The sequence below is a fragment of the Pseudoxanthomonas dokdonensis genome (assembly GCF_001431405.1).
Taxonomy (GTDB): Bacteria; Pseudomonadota; Gammaproteobacteria; order Xanthomonadales; family Xanthomonadaceae; genus Pseudoxanthomonas_A; species Pseudoxanthomonas_A dokdonensis.
Map to the genome: position 1 here is coordinate 429,981 of NZ_LDJL01000004.1, position 15,808 is coordinate 445,788.

General features: G+C 63.8%; 13 protein-coding genes and 1 pseudogene. 12 read left to right on the forward strand and 2 right to left on the reverse strand.

Features of this window, described 5'->3' with window-relative positions; all coding sequences use genetic code 11:
• Positions 1-64: 64 nt before the first annotated feature.
• The 10 genes from dnaJ to recJ all read left to right on the forward strand — a co-directional run bounded on the left by dnaJ (position 65) and on the right by recJ (position 12,724).
• Positions 65-1,189, forward strand: coding sequence for a molecular chaperone DnaJ (dnaJ, locus tag ABB29_RS05090; RefSeq protein ID WP_057657507.1), 1,125 nt, complete (start codon positions 65-67; stop codon positions 1,187-1,189).
• Positions 1,190-1,300: 111 nt separating this feature from the next.
• The gene (locus tag ABB29_RS05095) at positions 1,301-2,416 is read left to right on the forward strand and encodes a prephenate dehydrogenase (protein ID WP_057657508.1); all 1,116 of its coding nucleotides are present in this window, start codon (positions 1,301-1,303) and stop codon (positions 2,414-2,416) included.
• Between the two features lie 111 nt (positions 2,417-2,527).
• Positions 2,528-3,736, forward strand: a complete 1,209-nt coding sequence (locus ABB29_RS05100; RefSeq protein WP_057657509.1) for an aminotransferase-like domain-containing protein — start codon at positions 2,528-2,530, stop codon at positions 3,734-3,736.
• Positions 3,737-3,837: 101 nt separating this feature from the next.
• A complete protein-coding gene (gene dapB / locus ABB29_RS05105; protein ID WP_083487488.1) occupies positions 3,838-4,551 on the forward strand; it encodes a 4-hydroxy-tetrahydrodipicolinate reductase in 714 nt (237 codons plus the stop codon).
• Between the two features lie 218 nt (positions 4,552-4,769).
• Positions 4,770-5,927, forward strand: coding sequence for a glutamine-hydrolyzing carbamoyl-phosphate synthase small subunit (carA, locus tag ABB29_RS05110; RefSeq protein WP_057657511.1), 1,158 nt, complete (start codon positions 4,770-4,772; stop codon positions 5,925-5,927).
• A 26-nt stretch (positions 5,928-5,953) separates the two neighbouring features.
• Positions 5,954-6,328, forward strand: coding sequence for a four helix bundle protein (locus tag ABB29_RS05115; RefSeq protein WP_483826434.1), 375 nt, complete (start codon positions 5,954-5,956; stop codon positions 6,326-6,328).
• Position 6,329: 1 nt separating this feature from the next.
• Positions 6,330-9,572 carry a carbamoyl-phosphate synthase large subunit gene (carB, locus tag ABB29_RS05120; RefSeq protein WP_057657513.1) on the forward strand — a complete coding sequence of 1,081 codons (3,243 nt, stop codon included), beginning with the start codon at positions 6,330-6,332 and terminating at the stop codon, positions 9,570-9,572.
• An 8-nt stretch (positions 9,573-9,580) separates the two neighbouring features.
• A complete protein-coding gene (greA, locus tag ABB29_RS05125; protein WP_211260681.1) occupies positions 9,581-10,045 on the forward strand; it encodes a transcription elongation factor GreA in 465 nt (154 codons plus the stop codon).
• A gap of 7 nt (positions 10,046-10,052) precedes the next feature.
• Positions 10,053-11,003, forward strand: coding sequence for a hypothetical protein (locus tag ABB29_RS05130; RefSeq protein WP_057657515.1), 951 nt, complete (start codon positions 10,053-10,055; stop codon positions 11,001-11,003).
• Positions 11,000-12,724 carry a single-stranded-DNA-specific exonuclease RecJ gene (recJ, locus tag ABB29_RS05135; RefSeq protein WP_083487493.1) on the forward strand — a complete coding sequence of 575 codons (1,725 nt, stop codon included), beginning with the start codon at positions 11,000-11,002 and terminating at the stop codon, positions 12,722-12,724. The genes ABB29_RS05130 and recJ overlap by 4 nt, the downstream gene beginning before the upstream one ends.
• Before the next feature lie 123 nt (positions 12,725-12,847).
• Here recJ and ABB29_RS05140 read toward each other — a convergent pair whose 3' ends face one another.
• The gene (locus ABB29_RS05140; protein ID WP_057657516.1) at positions 12,848-13,300 is read right to left on the reverse strand and encodes a DUF302 domain-containing protein; all 453 of its coding nucleotides are present in this window, start codon (positions 13,298-13,300) and stop codon (positions 12,848-12,850) included.
• Between the two features lie 156 nt (positions 13,301-13,456).
• A complete protein-coding gene (locus ABB29_RS05145; protein WP_057657517.1) occupies positions 13,457-14,338 on the reverse strand; it encodes a hypothetical protein in 882 nt (293 codons plus the stop codon).
• 359 nt (positions 14,339-14,697) lie between these two features.
• On the opposite strand from ABB29_RS05145, the gene ABB29_RS16305 reads away from it, so the two are divergent.
• Together ABB29_RS16305 and ABB29_RS05155 are read left to right on the forward strand one after the other, a co-directional pair.
• Positions 14,698-14,889, forward strand: a complete 192-nt coding sequence (locus tag ABB29_RS16305) for a hypothetical protein (RefSeq protein WP_157062496.1) — start codon at positions 14,698-14,700, stop codon at positions 14,887-14,889.
• A 145-nt stretch (positions 14,890-15,034) separates the two neighbouring features.
• A pseudogene (locus ABB29_RS05155) lies at positions 15,035-15,808 on the forward strand (PCRF domain-containing protein); the annotation flags it as partial.

The window sequence follows — 15,808 nt, forward strand, 5'->3', positions numbered from 1 at the left end:
CCGACATGACGCAAGTCGCCCCGACTACTGCCGGTCCCCGATCCCCGGTCCCTGGTCCCTGCCCATGAGCAAGCGCGATTACTACGAAGTCCTTGGCGTTGCCCGCAGTGCCAGCGACGAAGAGCTGAAGAAGGCCTATCGTCGTTGCGCGATGAAGCATCACCCGGATCGCAATCCCGGTGACGCCGCTGCCGAAGTGGCATTCAAGGAATGCAAGGAAGCCTACGAAGTCCTGTCCGATGCCTCCCGCCGACGTGCCTATGACGCCCACGGCCATGCCGCGTTCGAACACGGCATGGGCGGTGGCCCCGGCGGACCCGGTGGTCCAGACATGGGCGATATCTTTGGCGACATCTTCGGCAACATCTTTGGTGGCGGTGGCGCCCGTGCCGCCCGTCGCGGTGCCGATATCGGCTACGTGATGGAGCTGGATCTCGAGGAAGCCGTGGTCGGCATCGAGAAGCGCATCGAGATTCCGACCCTGGCGACCTGCGAACCCTGCGACGGTTCCGGTTCGGAAGACGGCAAGACCGAAAAATGCAGCACCTGCAATGGCCATGGCCAGGTCCGCATGCAACGCGGCATCTTCGCCATGCAGCAGCCGTGTCCCAACTGCGGCGGCCGCGGCCAGATCATCCGCAATCCCTGCAAGACCTGCCATGGCGCCGGTCGGGTAGAGGAAGAAAAAGTGTTGTCGGTGAAGATTCCGGCCGGTGTCGACAGCGGCGATCGGGTGCGCCTGACCGGCGAAGGCGAAGCTGGCCCGCCGGGCACGCCAGCGGGCGATCTGTACGTGGAAGTGCGGGTGCGCGAGCACGCCATCTTCCAGCGCGATGGCGACGACCTGCATTGCGAAGTGCCGATCCGTATTTCGCAGGCGGCACTCGGCGACACCATCGCGGTGCCGACGCTGAAGGGTGAGACCGAGATCCGGATTCCGGCCGAAACCCAGACCGGCAAGCTGTTCCGCCTGCGTGGCAAGGGCGTCAAGTCGGTGCGCAGCCGCAGCGAGGGCGACCTGTACTGCCGCGTGGTGGTGGAAACCCCGGTCAACCTGACCGCCGAGCAACGCGAACTGCTGGAGAAGTTCGAAGCCAGTTTCTCCGGGGAGGACGCGCGCAAGCATTCGCCCAAGTCGGCGACGTTCCTGGATGGGGTCAAGGGCTTCTGGGATCGGATGACTTCCTGATCCCAGCGATGTCGATGCCTGCGGGGCAACCGGAAAAAGCGGCCAACGGCCGCTTTTTTCATGCCTGCCGTTGGCGCACTACAATGCCCAGGACGCAGGGGAGCCCAACGCATGGCAGCACAACTGGTTATCGGCATCGTCGGCATCCATGGCGCTTATGGCCGCTGGCTGGCGCAGTTCTTCCGGCAGCGGATGGGCTTGCAGGTCATCGGCCGCGATCCGGCGCTGGCCGATAATCCGTCCGAGCGCGAGTTGATTGAACGCGCCGACGTACTGCTGTTTTCCGCACCGATCCGGCACACGGTGGCGTTGATCCGCCAGTACGCCAGCCAGGCCGACGGCCGCGAAGCCGGCCATTTGTGGCTGGACGTGACCTCGCTCAAATCGGGGCCGATGCAGGCGATGCTGGAAAGCCAGGCCGAGGTGGTCGGCCTGCATCCGATGACCGCGCCACCCAAGGCACCGACCCTGAAAGGCCGGCCGACGGTGGTCTGCGAAGGCCGGCTGCAGCACTGGCGGCCGTGGTTCGAGCACTTCCTGCAGGCACTGCAGGGCGAATACGTGCGTGCCGATCCCGAGCAGCATGACCGGGTCATGGCGCGGGTACAGGCGATGGTGCACGCCAGTCATCTGGCCCAGGCCGGCGTGCTGCGCGAAGGCATGCCGACGTTGGGGCCGCTGCAGGAGCTGATGCCGCTGCGCTCGGCCTCGTTCGAGATGGATGTCGCCATCGCCGCGCGGATACTGGCGCTGAACCCGGCCATCTACGAGGACATCCAGTTCGACAATCCACACGTGCCGGCAATGCTGGATCAACTGTTGCGCCAGTTGCAACGGCTGCGCGATCTGATCGGGCAGGGCGATGACGCCGCCCGCGCCAGCTTCCGCCGCGAGTTCCTGCAATCCAACCTGGCCGCCTTTGGCGAGGATCTGCTGCAACGGAGCAACTATCGTTTCGAGCAGTTGGGTTACCTGCTGGCGGACTTGACCGAAGTGCAGTCGCTCAGCGTGCATCTGCCGGAAGACGCACCCGGTTCGCTGCGGCGCTTGTTGCAGGTATTCGAGGATCTGGACATCAGCCTAACCTCACTGCATTCCTCGCGCACGCCGCAGGGCGAGGTGCATTTCCGGATTGGTTTCGCGCCGGATTGCCGCGGCGAACAGCTGGCGCTGGCAGCCGAGCGGATTGTCGATGACGGTATCGGCCGCATCGTCACGCTGGCCTGAGCCAACAGGCAGGCGGACCGGGCGATGGCTGAACGGGCGTGCCATCGGCAGCATCGTCCTGGAATCACCGACAGCCGCGGCATCGGCGCGAAGAACCGCTAAACTAGGCCCATGACTACCCATATCACCATCTCCAAGCGTGCGCAGGCGCTGACCAGTTCAGCGATCCGCGAAATCCTCAAAGTCACCGAGCGGCCGGAAGTCATTTCCTTCGCCGGCGGTCTGCCGTCGCCGGCGACATTCCCGATCGAGCGGATGAAGCAGGCCACCGACAAGGTGTTTGCCGAGTGCCCGCACGCGGCGCTGCAGTACGGACCCACCGAAGGCTTCACCCCGTTGCGCGAATGGATTGCCGCCCGCCACAGCAAGAATGGCGTGACCATCCGCCCCAGCCAGGTGCTGGTGGTGACCGGCTCGCAGCAGGCGTTGGACCTGCTGGGCAAGGTGCTGATTGACGAAGGCAGCAAGGTGCTGGTCGAGACCCCCAGCTACCTGGGCGCGCTGCAGGCGTATTCGCTGTTCCAGCCGGCGTTCTCGGCAATGGAAACTGACGAACAGGGCATCGTCACCGACGCGTTGACGCCGGAGAAGCTGGCCGGTGCACGCTTCATGTACTGCCTGCCCAACTTCCAGAACCCGACCGGCCGGCGGATGCCGCTGGAACGCCGCCAGGAGCTGGTGCGCAAGGCCACCGAAGCCGGCGTGCTGGTGGTTGAGGACGACCCGTACGGCGAATTGAGCTACCAGGGCGAGCAACTGCCCAGCCTGCTGTCGATGAACCCGGACAACGTGGTCTACATGGGTTCGTTCTCCAAGGTGCTGGCCCCGGGCCTGCGACTGGGCTACATCATTGCCCCGGAAGCATTGCTCGGCAAACTGGTGCAGGCCAAGCAGGCCGCCGATCTGCACACCCCGTCGTTCTCGCAGCGGATTGTCTACGAGGCGTTGCAGGACAACTTCCTCGACCAGCACATCCCCAAGATCCGCGAGCTGTATTCGCAGCAGTGCAATCTGATGCTGGACGCGCTGGACAAGTACTTCCCGGCCCAGGCCAAGTGGAACCGGCCGGCGGGCGGCATGTTCATCTGGGTGACGTTGCCGGCCGGCATCGATACCGGCGTGCTGCTGCAGCAGGCCATCGAGCAGCACGTGGCGTTCGTGCCGGGGGCGCCGTTCTACGCCACCGCGCCGCAGACCAATACCCTGCGTCTGTCGTTCGTTACCGTGCCCGCCGAGAAGATTGAAAGCGGCATGAAGACGCTGGGTGCACTGGTCACCGCGGCCGTGGCCGCCAACAGTGCCGAGACGACCACTGCCTGAAGCAGGCGTTTGCGCGGCGGGCGGGCGCATTGCCCGCCTGTCGTTGTTTACCGTGCGGCTGCCGTGATCGGTACCGCCAACCGATGGATGGACGCACAGCCATGACTTCTCCCGTACGACTGCTGATTCATGGTGCTTCCGGCCGCATGGGCCAGACCCTGCTGCGGCTGGCCGCCGAGCAGGCGGATGTATCGGTGGTGGCGGCGGTCGATCGCAAATCGCCGGCACAGCGCGTCATCGAAGGCGTGCCGTTCTTCGCCGCCAGCGAGCTGTCGGGCGTGCCGCCGTTTGACGTGGCCATCGACTTCAGCCTGCCGGAAGGCCTGTCGCCGATCATCTCGCTGTGCGTGGCGCGCAAGGCCGCGCTGGTATCGGGCACCACCGGCATCAGCGAGCAGCAGCACCAGCAGCTCAGTGAAGCCGCAACCGGTATTGCAGTGGTATGGGCGTCGAACTACAGCCTGGGCGTGGCGGTGCTGACCGATCTGGTCGAACGCGCCGCCCAGGTCCTGCAGGGCTGGGATTGCGACGTGGTCGAGTCGCACCACACCCAGAAGAAGGACGCGCCGTCGGGGACTGCATTGACCCTGGGCGAAGCCGCGCAGAGCGCCGGCGGGCAGGTCAGTTACGCCAGTCTGCGCGCCGGTGACATCGTCGGCGAGCACACCGTCCAGTTCACGACCCTGGGCGAGCGCATTGAACTGATTCATCGCGCCAGCAACCGCGACATATTCGCCCGTGGCGCGCTGCATGCCGCCAGCCGCATCAGCCAGCGTGGGCCGGGGCTTTACCGGGTGCGCGATCTGATTGACTGAGGCACTGGCGCCGCACCGCGGGTAGCTGCCGCTCGTCTGAATCGAGCATATCGGCGCCTGTTCAGGGTGCGATAAACGGCTGGCACAAAGCAGCACTCGCCGGTACAATTCATCCTCGCCTGTTACCTACCGCCCCGGACCGGAGAAATACCGCGTTCGCGGTTTCTTGCAGCCGCAAGTCTGGAGGGGCAGGGTTCCTTCACCCCAAGGCGACCCCCGTGACCCAACCCGCAATTCTTGTACTCGAAGACGGCACCGTGTTCGAGGGCCTATCCGTAGGCGCAGCCGGCCTGTCGGTCGGCGAAGTGGTATTCAATACCGCCATGACCGGTTACCAGGAAGTCCTGACCGACCCGTCCTATGCGCGGCAACTGGTCACCCTGACCTATCCGCACATCGGCAACACCGGTTGTACCGATCAGGACGACGAAGCCGGCAAGGTCTGGTGTTCCGGCTTGATCGTGCGCGACGTGCCGCGCCGTCCCAGCAGCTGGCGCAGCCAGGTCTCGCTGCAGGACTGGCTGCTGGTCCGCGGCATCGTCGCCATCTCCGATATCGATACCCGCAAGCTGACCCGCATCCTGTGCGCGAAGGGCGCGCAGAATGGTGCATTGATGGCCGGCGATGACATCAATGTCGAAACCGCGCTGGAAGCGGCGCGCAAGTTCCCCGGCCTGAAGGGCATGGATCTGGCCAAGGTGGTCAGCACCCAGAAAACCTACGACTGGCAGGATGGCCAGCTGGATCTGGACAGCAACCAGTTCGTCCAGGCCGAGCCGAAATTCAACGTCGTCGCCTACGACTACGGGGTCAAGTACAACATCCTGCGGATGCTGGCCGAGCGTGGCTGCAAGGTCACCGTGGTGCCGGCGCAGACCAGCGCCGCCGATGTGCTGGCGCTGAAACCGGATGGCGTGTTCCTGTCCAACGGTCCTGGTGACCCGGAACCATGCGACTACGCCATCGAGGCGATCAGGACATTCGTTGAAAAGAAGATCCCGACCTTCGGCATCTGCCTTGGCCATCAACTGCTGGCGCTGGCCACCGGTGCCAGCACGGTGAAGATGGGTCACGGCCACCACGGTGCCAATCACCCGGTCCAGGACCTGGCGACCGGCCGGGTCATGATCACCTCGCAGAACCACGGTTTCGCGGTCGATGAAACCAGCCTGCCGGCCAACGTCAAGGTCACCCATCGCTCACTGTTTGATGGCAGCAACCAGGGCATCGCCCTGACCGATGCCCCCGCGTTCTCCTTCCAGGGTCACCCGGAAGCCTCGCCGGGCCCCCACGATGTCGCGCCGCTGTTTGATGGCTTCGTCGCCATGATGCGGGACCGGGGACTGGGGACTGGGGACCAGGGGACGTCCCGTTGAGTCCAAGTCATTTCCGCGAGCTGGATGTGTGGCGACTGTCGATGGACCTCGCCGCGGCGGTCTATTCATTGGCGGTTGAGTTGCCTCGTGAAGAACGCTACGGACTGACGTCACAGCTGCAACGCGCTGCTGTTTCGATTCCTTCCAATATCGCTGAAGGTAATGCCCGCGATTCGACCCGGGACTACGCCCGTTTCATCTCCATCGCCAGCGGCTCGGTAGCCGAGTTGCAGACTCAGCTGCTGCTGGTACACAAGTTATCCCTGCTTTCTCCTGCGGCCGTGGACCCTGTAATGGACACCGCCGAGCGGGTCAGCAAGATGCTGCATAAGCTGCATCGTTCACTCAAGCAACGACTGGAGACCGGGTCCCTGGTCCCAGGTCCCCAGTCCCGGAGTTGATATGCCTAAGCGTTCAGACCTCAAGACCATCCTCATCATCGGCGCCGGCCCGATTGTCATCGGCCAGGCCTGCGAATTCGATTATTCCGGCGCACAGGCCTGCAAGGCGCTGCGCGAAGAGGGTTACCGGGTGGTGCTGGTCAACAGCAACCCGGCCACCATCATGACCGACCCGGAAATGGCCGATGCGGTCTACATCGAGCCGATCAACTGGCAGACGGTCGAGAAGATCATCGCCAAGGAAAAGCCCGACGCATTGTTGCCGACGATGGGTGGCCAGACCGCGCTCAACTGCGCCCTGGACCTGGCCGACAACGGCGTGCTGGACAAATACAACGTCGAGCTGATTGGGGCCAAGCGCGAAGCCATCATGATGGCCGAAGACCGCGAACTGTTCCGGGTGGCGATGCAGGACATCGGTCTGGAATGCCCGAAGGCCGAAGTCGCCAGGACTTTCGAGCAGGCGGTCGAGATCCAGGCCAAGGTTGGCTATCCGACCATCATCCGTCCCAGCTTCACCCTGGGCGGCAGCGGCGGCGGCATTGCCTACAACAAGGAAGAATTCGAGGACATCGTCAAGCGCGGCCTCGAGCTGTCGCCGGTGACCGAAGTGCTGGTCGAGGAATCGGTGCTCGGCTGGAAGGAATTCGAGATGGAAGTGGTCCGCGATACCGCTGACAACTGCATCATCGTCTGCTCGATTGAGAACCTCGATCCGATGGGCGTGCACACGGGTGACTCGATCACGGTGGCGCCGGCACAGACCCTGACCGACAAGGAATACCAGCGCCTGCGTGATGCATCGATTGCGGTGCTGCGCAAGATTGGTGTCGATACCGGCGGTTCCAACGTCCAGTTCGGCATCAATGCCCAGACCGGCCGGGTGGTGGTGATCGAGATGAATCCGCGCGTGTCGCGATCCTCGGCGCTGGCCTCCAAGGCCACCGGCTTCCCGATCGCCAAGGTCGCGGCCAAGCTGGCGGTCGGCTACACCCTGGACGAATTGAAGAACGAAATCACCGGCGGCCTTACCCCGGCCTCGTTCGAACCGTCGATCGATTACGTGGTCACCAAGATTCCGCGCTTTGCCTTCGAGAAGTTCCCGCAGGCCGATGCCCGCCTGACCACCCAGATGAAGTCGGTGGGCGAGGTGATGGCGATGGGCCGCACCTTCCAGGAATCACTGCAGAAAGCCCTGCGTGGGCTGGAAACCGGCAAGGTCGGCCTTGACCCCACCGGCCTGGACCTGGCCGATGAAGACGACATGGCCGCGCTGCGCCGTGAATTGAAGGCACCGGGTCCGGAACGTCTGTTCTACGTCGCCGACGCGTTCCGTGCCGGCATGGATGTCGAACAGGTGCATGCGCTTTCGTTCATCGACCCGTGGTTCCTCGACCAGATGGAGGAGATCGTCGCCCAGGAAAACCAGGTGGCCAGCGATGGTCTGGCCGCGCTGGATGCCAAGCGCCTGCGCAAGCTCAAGCGCATGGGGTTCTCCGATGCCCGCCTGGCCCAGTTGCTGTCCACCGATGAAGCCGCGGTGCGCGCATTGCGCAAGGCGCACAAGGTCACCCCGGTCTACAAGCGGGTCGACTCCTGCGCCGCCGAGTTCGCCACCACCACCGCCTATCTGTATTCGACCTACGAGGATGAATGCGAAGCGCAGCCGAGCGGTCGCGACAAGATCATGATCCTCGGTGGCGGTCCCAACCGCATCGGCCAGGGTATCGAGTTCGATTACTGCTGCGTGCACGCGGCGCTGGCGCTGCGCGAAGACGGCTATGAAACGATCATGGTCAACTGCAATCCGGAGACCGTGTCGACCGATTTCGATACCTCGGACCGGCTGTACTTCGAACCGCTGACGCTGGAAGACGTGCTGGCCATCGTCGAACTGGAACAACCGAAGGGCGTGATCGTCCAGTACGGTGGCCAGACCCCGCTGAAACTGGCCCGTGCACTGGAAGCCAATGGCGTGCCGGTGATCGGCACCTCGCCGGATTCGATTGATCTGGCCGAGGATCGCGAGCGCTTCCAGCAGCTGGTCGACAAGCTAGCGCTCAAGCAGCCACCCAACCGCATCGCCCGCAATGACGACGAAGCGCTGGTGCTGGCACGCGAGATCGGCTATCCGCTGGTAGTGCGTCCGTCGTATGTGCTCGGCGGCCGGGCGATGGAAATCGTCTATGGCGAATCCGACCTGGCCCGCTACGTGCGCGATGCGGTCAAGGTGTCGAATGATTCACCGGTGCTGCTGGATCGCTTCCTCGACAACGCGGTCGAAGTGGACGTCGACATCATCGCCGACGCCGCCGGCAACGTGCTGATTGGCGGGGTGATGGAGCACATCGAAGAGGCCGGCGTGCATTCCGGCGACTCGTCGTGCTCGTTGCCGCCATACTCGGTCAGCGCCCAGACCCAGGCCGAAATGCGTCGCCAGGTCGGTGAGTTGGCCAAGGCGCTGGGCGTGGTCGGGCTGATGAATACCCAGTTCGCGATCCAGACCGACGAAGACGGCAACGACAGTGTGTACCTGTTGGAAGTGAACCCGCGTGCCTCGCGCACCGTGCCGTTCGTGTCCAAGGCCACCGGCATGCCGCTGGCCAAGATTGCCGCCCGCTGCATGGCCGGCAAGAGCCTGGCCGAGCAGGGCGCGACCGCGGAAATCGTGCCGGACTACTACTCGGTCAAGGAAGCCATCTTCCCGTTCGCCAAGTTCCAGGGCGTCGACCCGATCCTCGGCCCGGAAATGCGTTCCACTGGCGAGGTGATGGGCGTGGGCCGCAACTTCGGCGCGGCCATGGCGCGTGCGCAGGAAGCCGGTGGCATTAAGGCACCGCAGCCGGGCAAGGCATTCCTGTCGGTGCGTGACCCGGACAAGAAGCGTGTGTTGCCGGTGGCCCAGGGCTTGCTGGAGCGCGGTTTCAGCATCGTCGCCACCGCCGGCACCGCCGCCTGGTTGCGTGAAAACGGCATCGACTGCGAACTGATCAACAAGGTGGTGGAAGGACGCCCGCACATCGTCGATCTGATCAAGAACGGCGAGATCGTCTACATCGTCAATACCACCGAAGGCCGCCAGGCGATTTCGGATTCTTTTTCCATCCGACGCGAAGCGTTGCAGCACCGCGTCACCTATTCGACCACGATTGCCGGGGCCCGTGCGCTGGTCAATTCGCTGGAGTTCCGCGGCAAGGGCCCGGTCTGGGCCCTGCAGGAATTGCACAAGGAGTTACAAGCTTGAGAGCACCCATCACCACCAAGGGCGCCCAGCGCCTGCGCCAGGAGCTGGATAATCTGAAGTCGGTGAAGCGGCCGGAAGTGATTGCCGCCATCGCCGAGGCCCGCGCCCACGGCGATCTCAAGGAGAACGCCGAATACCATGCCGCGCGCGAGCAGCAGGGCTTCATCGAAGGCCGCATCAAGCAGCTGGAAAGCGAACTTTCGCATTCGGAAGTGATCGACATCAGCAAGCTCAATGCCGGTTCGCGGATCGTGTTCGGCGCGACCGTCGAACTGGCCGACGTCGAAACCGACGAGAGCAAGCGTTACCAGATCGTCGGTGACCTGGAAGCGGACATCAAGCTGGGCCTGATCGCGATTTCCTCGCCGCTGGCGCGGGCCCTGATCGGCAAGCACGAGGGCGATTCGGTGACCATCGACGCCCCGGCCGGCCAGCGCGAGTACGAAATCGTCTCGGTCAGCTATCAGGACTGAGCCGACCATGGCGTCGGCCACCTTGCTGCTGCCCGCGCAGTCCCGCCTGTCCGGGCAGGGATTGCCGGCCGACATCGGCAAGGTGCTTGCGCGTGCCGACATCGACCAGCGCGAAGCCGGCGAGCAGGCACAGCTGCGTCGTCATTTCAGTGTGCCGGCCAGCCACTGGCCGGTGGCGGCACTGACCCGGCAACAGGATGCCGGCGATGCCGCCGGCGCGTCGTGGCTGCGGGCGGATCCAGCGCGGATCGTGCCGGACATGAGCGGCGCGCGGATGATGGCCTACGGCGCCTCGCTGGAATTGGACGCGGACGATGCGAACCAGCTGTTGCCGGCGTTGCGTCCGTTGTTCGGCGATGCCGGTTTGATCCTCGATGCCCCGCATCCGGCGCGCTGGTACCTGCGCTTGCCGGCCGGATCGCCGGTGCCGGTGTTCGCGCCGATCGACCAGGTACTGGGCGACGATCTGTTCGAGCATCTGCCGGAAGGCGCGCAGGGCGCCCGTTGGCGTGCGCTGTTGACCGAGGCCCAGATCGTCCTCCATAACCACCCGCACAATGCGCGGCGGCTGGAGGCCGGCAAGCAACCGATCAACTCATTGTGGTTCTGGGGTGGCGGGGTGTTGCCGGAGCAGGTGACAACGACATATCGACAAGTGCGCAGCAACGACGTGCTGCTGCAGGCATTGGCGGCGGCCGCTGGCTTGGATCGCGGGAATGATCCAGTGCAGCAGCTGCAGTCGCTGGTCGACGTGCGCCAGCTGCGACAGTTGCAGGTGCTGTGCGATGACGCACTGCGACCCTTGCTGCAGGCCTTGCACAAAGGCGAGCTCCAGCAACTGGACCTGGACTTCGAGGACGGCGTGCTGTTGCAGCTGCGTGCGGCGCAGCGCTGGCGTTTCTGGCGCAAGCCGTTGTCGCGGCTGGATCTGGCACCAGCCGCGCCGACCCGCGCATGAGCCAGGGACCGCGCATCGTCAGGCGCGCCAGTACGCCGAGCAGCGGCTGGCCGGCGCAGGTGCCGCCGTTGCTGCAACGCATCTACAGCAACCGCGGTGCGCTCGATATCGACGCCGCGCAGCCCCGCCTGGCCGGACTGCTGGCCCCGGACCTGCTGTCCGGCATCGATACCGCGGTGACGCTGTTGCTGGACGCGATCCAGCAGGACCTGCGCATCGTGGTGGTCGGCGATTTCGATTGCGATGGCGCGACTGCCTGCGCGGTCGGTGTGCGCGGCCTGCGCATGCTCGGCGCACGCCAGGTCAGTGCCGCGGTGCCCAACCGCCTGTTGCACGGTTACGGCCTGTCACCCGGCCTGGTTGAGGAACTGGCGGCGCTGCAGCCGCAGTTGCTGGTGACCGTCGATCACGGCATCGCCTGCCACGCCGGTATTGCCGCAGCCAAGGCCAAGGGCTGGCAGGTGCTGGTCACCGATCATCATTTGCCGGGGGACGCACTGCCGCCAGCCGACGCCATCGTCAATCCCAACCAGCATGGCGACCTGTTTCCCAGCAAGGTGCTGGCCGGTGTCGGGGTGATGTTCTACGTATTGCTGGCGTTGCGCGCGCGCCTGCGCAGGGATGGCCTGCTGCAGGATCCGGCGCCGGATCTGGCGCAACTGCTGGATCTGGTCGCGGTCGGCACGGTCGCGGATCTGGTCCCGCTGGACGTCAACAACCGTGCCCTGGTCTCGGCCGGCCTGCGTCGCCTGCGCGGCGGGCAGGGCAACCCCGGATTGCAGGCACTGATCCAGATAGCAGGACGCCAGGCACAACAGCTTACCGCCAGCGATATCGGCTACGCGGTCGCGCCGCGGTTGAATGCCGCCGGTCGTCTGGAGGACATGGCGCTGGGCATCGAATGCCTGCTGACCGACGATGCCACGCAGGCGATGGAGATGGCCGAGCTGCTGAATGGCATCAACGCCGAAAGACGTGGCGTGCAGCAGCAGATGGTCGATGAGGCCGAGGCCGCGCTGGCCATATTGGCACTGCAGGACAATGCCGAGGTGGCGCTGGCCATCTGCCTGTTCGATCCGGACTGGCACCCGGGCGTGGTCGGTCTGGTGGCCTCGAAGATCAAGGAAAAAATGCATCGGCCGGTGGTCGCGTTTGCGCCCTCGGAGCCGGGCAGTCAGAGCCTGCGCGGCTCGGCGCGTTCGATTCCCGGTTTCCACATTCGTGATGCGCTGGCAGCAGTGGACAGCCGTCATCCGGGTCTGATCGATAAATTCGGTGGCCATGCGATGGCGGCCGGCCTCAGCCTGCCGCTGCACCATCGGGCATTGTTCGAGCAGGCATTCATCGAAGTGGTCGGGCAGATGCTGCAGCCCGAGCAACTGCAGCAACAGCTGCTCAGTGATGGTGAACTGGCTGCCGACGAACTCGATTTCGTCCACGCCCAGAGCCTGCGCTCGGCCGGTCCGTGGGGCCAGGGCTTTCCGGAACCCTTGTTCGACGGCATCTTCCAGGTACTACGCTGGAACGTACTGAAGGAACGTCATCTCAAGCTCAGTCTGCGTCATCCGGACTGCGGCGAGCCGATCAACGCGATTCATTTCGGTGGCTGGACCGGCGATGCGCCCGCGAGCCGGGTCCATATTGCGTACCGGCTGGTGACCGATGACTACCGCGGCGGCTCGGCCATCCAGTTGATCGTCGAGCATTGCAGCAACGCGTGATTGCTGGACGCTGGCGGGAACCCAGGCGCGCTGACCTGATCGTCACGAAGCGCGCAGCAGATTGCAAGGGGAAAAAAAAGGCCCGTCAATGCTGACGGGCCTTTCTCGACGTGGTGCCGATGCCTACCTCTGTGGTGCCTCGCTGACTGCTTCTTCGACCCAGCCTGGGAGCAGGTTATAGATCGCCTGGATGGCGCCCTTGCCGCCATTCAACTGGTAATGCTCGTCCATGTAGTCGATGTTTGGGGTCTGCAACCAGACCTGGCCGCTGTCGTCTTCCCAGACAATGGTCTTGATCGGCAGCTGTTCGAGCACCTTGATGTTGGTGCTGAGCAGGCTGCCGACCAGCTTGCTGTTCTGGAAATACACGGTCTCGGCCGGACGGATGTCGAACCCGGAGATTCTGGCGACGGCTTTCTGATCGATACGGTCGTACTTCAGGACTTCCGGATAGCGGTCAACGACCTTGAGCAGGCGATCGACGGTGACCTGCACGCTGTGCGGGCTTTTCCACCGCCATTGGTTGACCTGCGCGCGTTTGACGATCTCGGCTTGTTCAACAGCTGGTCTGGTCATCGAATTCTCCGCTGCTGATGCGTGAAAAGGTAATAGCAGGCATGAGGCCAGCAGTGCCGGTTTCAGTAGGTTGGCCCTGATCATTCGTTCTCCTTGAATATGTTGAACAGATCCCTTGGGCATGCCTCGGACGCACGCCAGTCACAGGCACAGCCGTCAGATGATGGTGGTGTCTTTCGGATCCCACAGTTCAATGACGAAGTAGGAGGCCTCGTCGTCACCGGCGTTGCGGATGTTGACCTGGCCGGCATTGATCAGGTTGGCTGCCTCCTTGGCGTTCAATTTGCTGACCTCGTTGGCACCGAGCTGGCTGACTTCGATCTTGCCCTCGAAGTTCATGATGTAGGTCGGCCGGTTGGCGTAGTCCTGCACCCCCACCGAGGCTGACGGCGCCAGCGTCACCTTGCGCACGCGCAGGCTGCGCTCGGCCAAAGGCGACTTGCCAGCCGGGATCTTGATGTCCTGCAGCAGGGTACGGAAGTACTCATGGTTGACTTCGTCTTCCTCCAGCGTCTGCGGCGCATTGGCGTAGAACGGGTGATTTTCCTTGACCAGTCCGTCCATCAGCGGCGTGTACTGCGGATAGGTCTTGCCGTTGCATTCGGTGCCGTCGTCCAGCAGATCCGAGGTCATGATCGACAGGGTTTCGGTCTGCGAAAGATTGACGGCGTAATGGACGATGTCGTTGTAGCCTTTGTACGAGCCACCAAACGGCACATCCACTGGCGCATAGTTGTAGGCGTGCACGGTCATGCCCTCGCCACCGGCGATGCTCAATGCGCCTGGACGATTCTCGTGGCTGTGGATGCCAACTTCCTTGCCCGGTTTGAGATCGAGGATACGTACGCGGAACTTGCGGCATTCCAGTGGTTTGTTGCCCGCGGGGAACTTGATGTCGGGGATTTTCAGTTCGACCAGAATCTGGTTGTCGACGCCAGGCTTGCTGGTGGCTGCTTCGTTGGCGCTGCTGCTGGCGGCGAATGCGCTCAGCGCTGCCAGTGGCACCAGGCTGCGGATGATGCTGCGTTGCTTGTGCATGGAGTGCTCCTTCCCTTGGTGAATGGACGGGCAGGGCGCGCATTCGCGAGTTCGGACATTGGCCCGTGGCACGGCATGAGTGTCTGCCGGAGATTGGCTGACGATGACTGGCGCGGCTGCCGGATGGATGCAAAGAACGTTTTAGATGGTTCAGGTGCGATCAAGCATTGCCAGTCGATTCGATCGAGTCAACGTTCCAGCCTTATTTGTGATTTTCTTATCATTTTTAGCTGGGCCAGCATTTGTCGCTCCGGCCTCGCTGGCAATGGCTGGCGCTGATATTGGCCATCACAATCGCGTCGACCTCGCTAATGTGCAGTCGCTCCGATTGAAGCGCCCCTTCCCGCACTGCGACAACGATGACCGACCGGTTGTCCGGAGTGGTGGCCGGCCGCTGGCTGTTCGCCGGTTTCATGTCCCGCATTGTTTGCCGCACGGATGTCCCCGTCGTCCGCCTGGCCAATGGGAAGATGGCCTCCATCTCGCATACTTCATTGACCGACTTCGTCAGTGCGCCGGCGTGGACAACCATGCCCGCTGTTCCAACCTGATGGCGATGGGGAAGGGCGCCGCAGGCTACGGGCACGGCTTGTGTGGCCGGCTGCCTCCGCCGCCGCCGACGGTGCTGGGCGGCCCCGGCCAAGCGCCTGCTTCTGTTAGAATTGAGGGTCAAATTTCCGACCCGATCTGTCCGCCATGATTGAACTCAATCCGATCCGCCAGCGCATTGCCGACCTGCAGGAACGGCTGCTCTCGCTACGGGGGTATCTTTGACTACGATGCCAAGCGCGAGCGCCTGGAAGAAGTCAGCCGGGAGCTTGAAAACCCGGATATCTGGAACACGCCGGAGGTAGCCCAGGCGCTGGGCCGCGAGCGTTCCTTGCTGGACAAGACCGTCAACGGCATCAAGGACATCGATGAAGGCCTGAGTGGCGCCCTGGAGCTGCTGGAACTGGCCGAGATGGAGGACGACGAGGAAACCGCGCTGGCCGTGGTCGAAGACGTCGAGCGCCATGCCAGCCATGTCGACAAGCTGGAATTCCAGCGCATGTTCTCCGGCAAGATGGATGCCTCCAGCGCGTTTGTCGACATCCAGGCCGGCGCGGGCGGCACCGAAGCCCAGGACTGGGCCGAAATCCTGCTGCGGATGTACCTGCGCTGGTGTGAATCGCGTGGCTGGAAGACCGAGCTCATGGAAGCCAGCGGCGGCGATGTCGCCGGCATCAAGTCGGCCACCATCCGGGTCGAAGGCGATTTTGCCTATGGCTGGCTGAAGACCGAAACCGGCGTGCACCGGCTGGTGCGCAAGTCGCCATTCGATTCGGACAATCGCCGCCACACTAGCTTCACCTCGGTGTTCGTGTCGCCGGAGGTGGATGACAATATCGACATCGAGATCAATCCGGCCGATCTGAAGACCGACGTCTACCGCTCGTCCGGCGCCGGTGGCCAGCACGTCAACAAGACCGA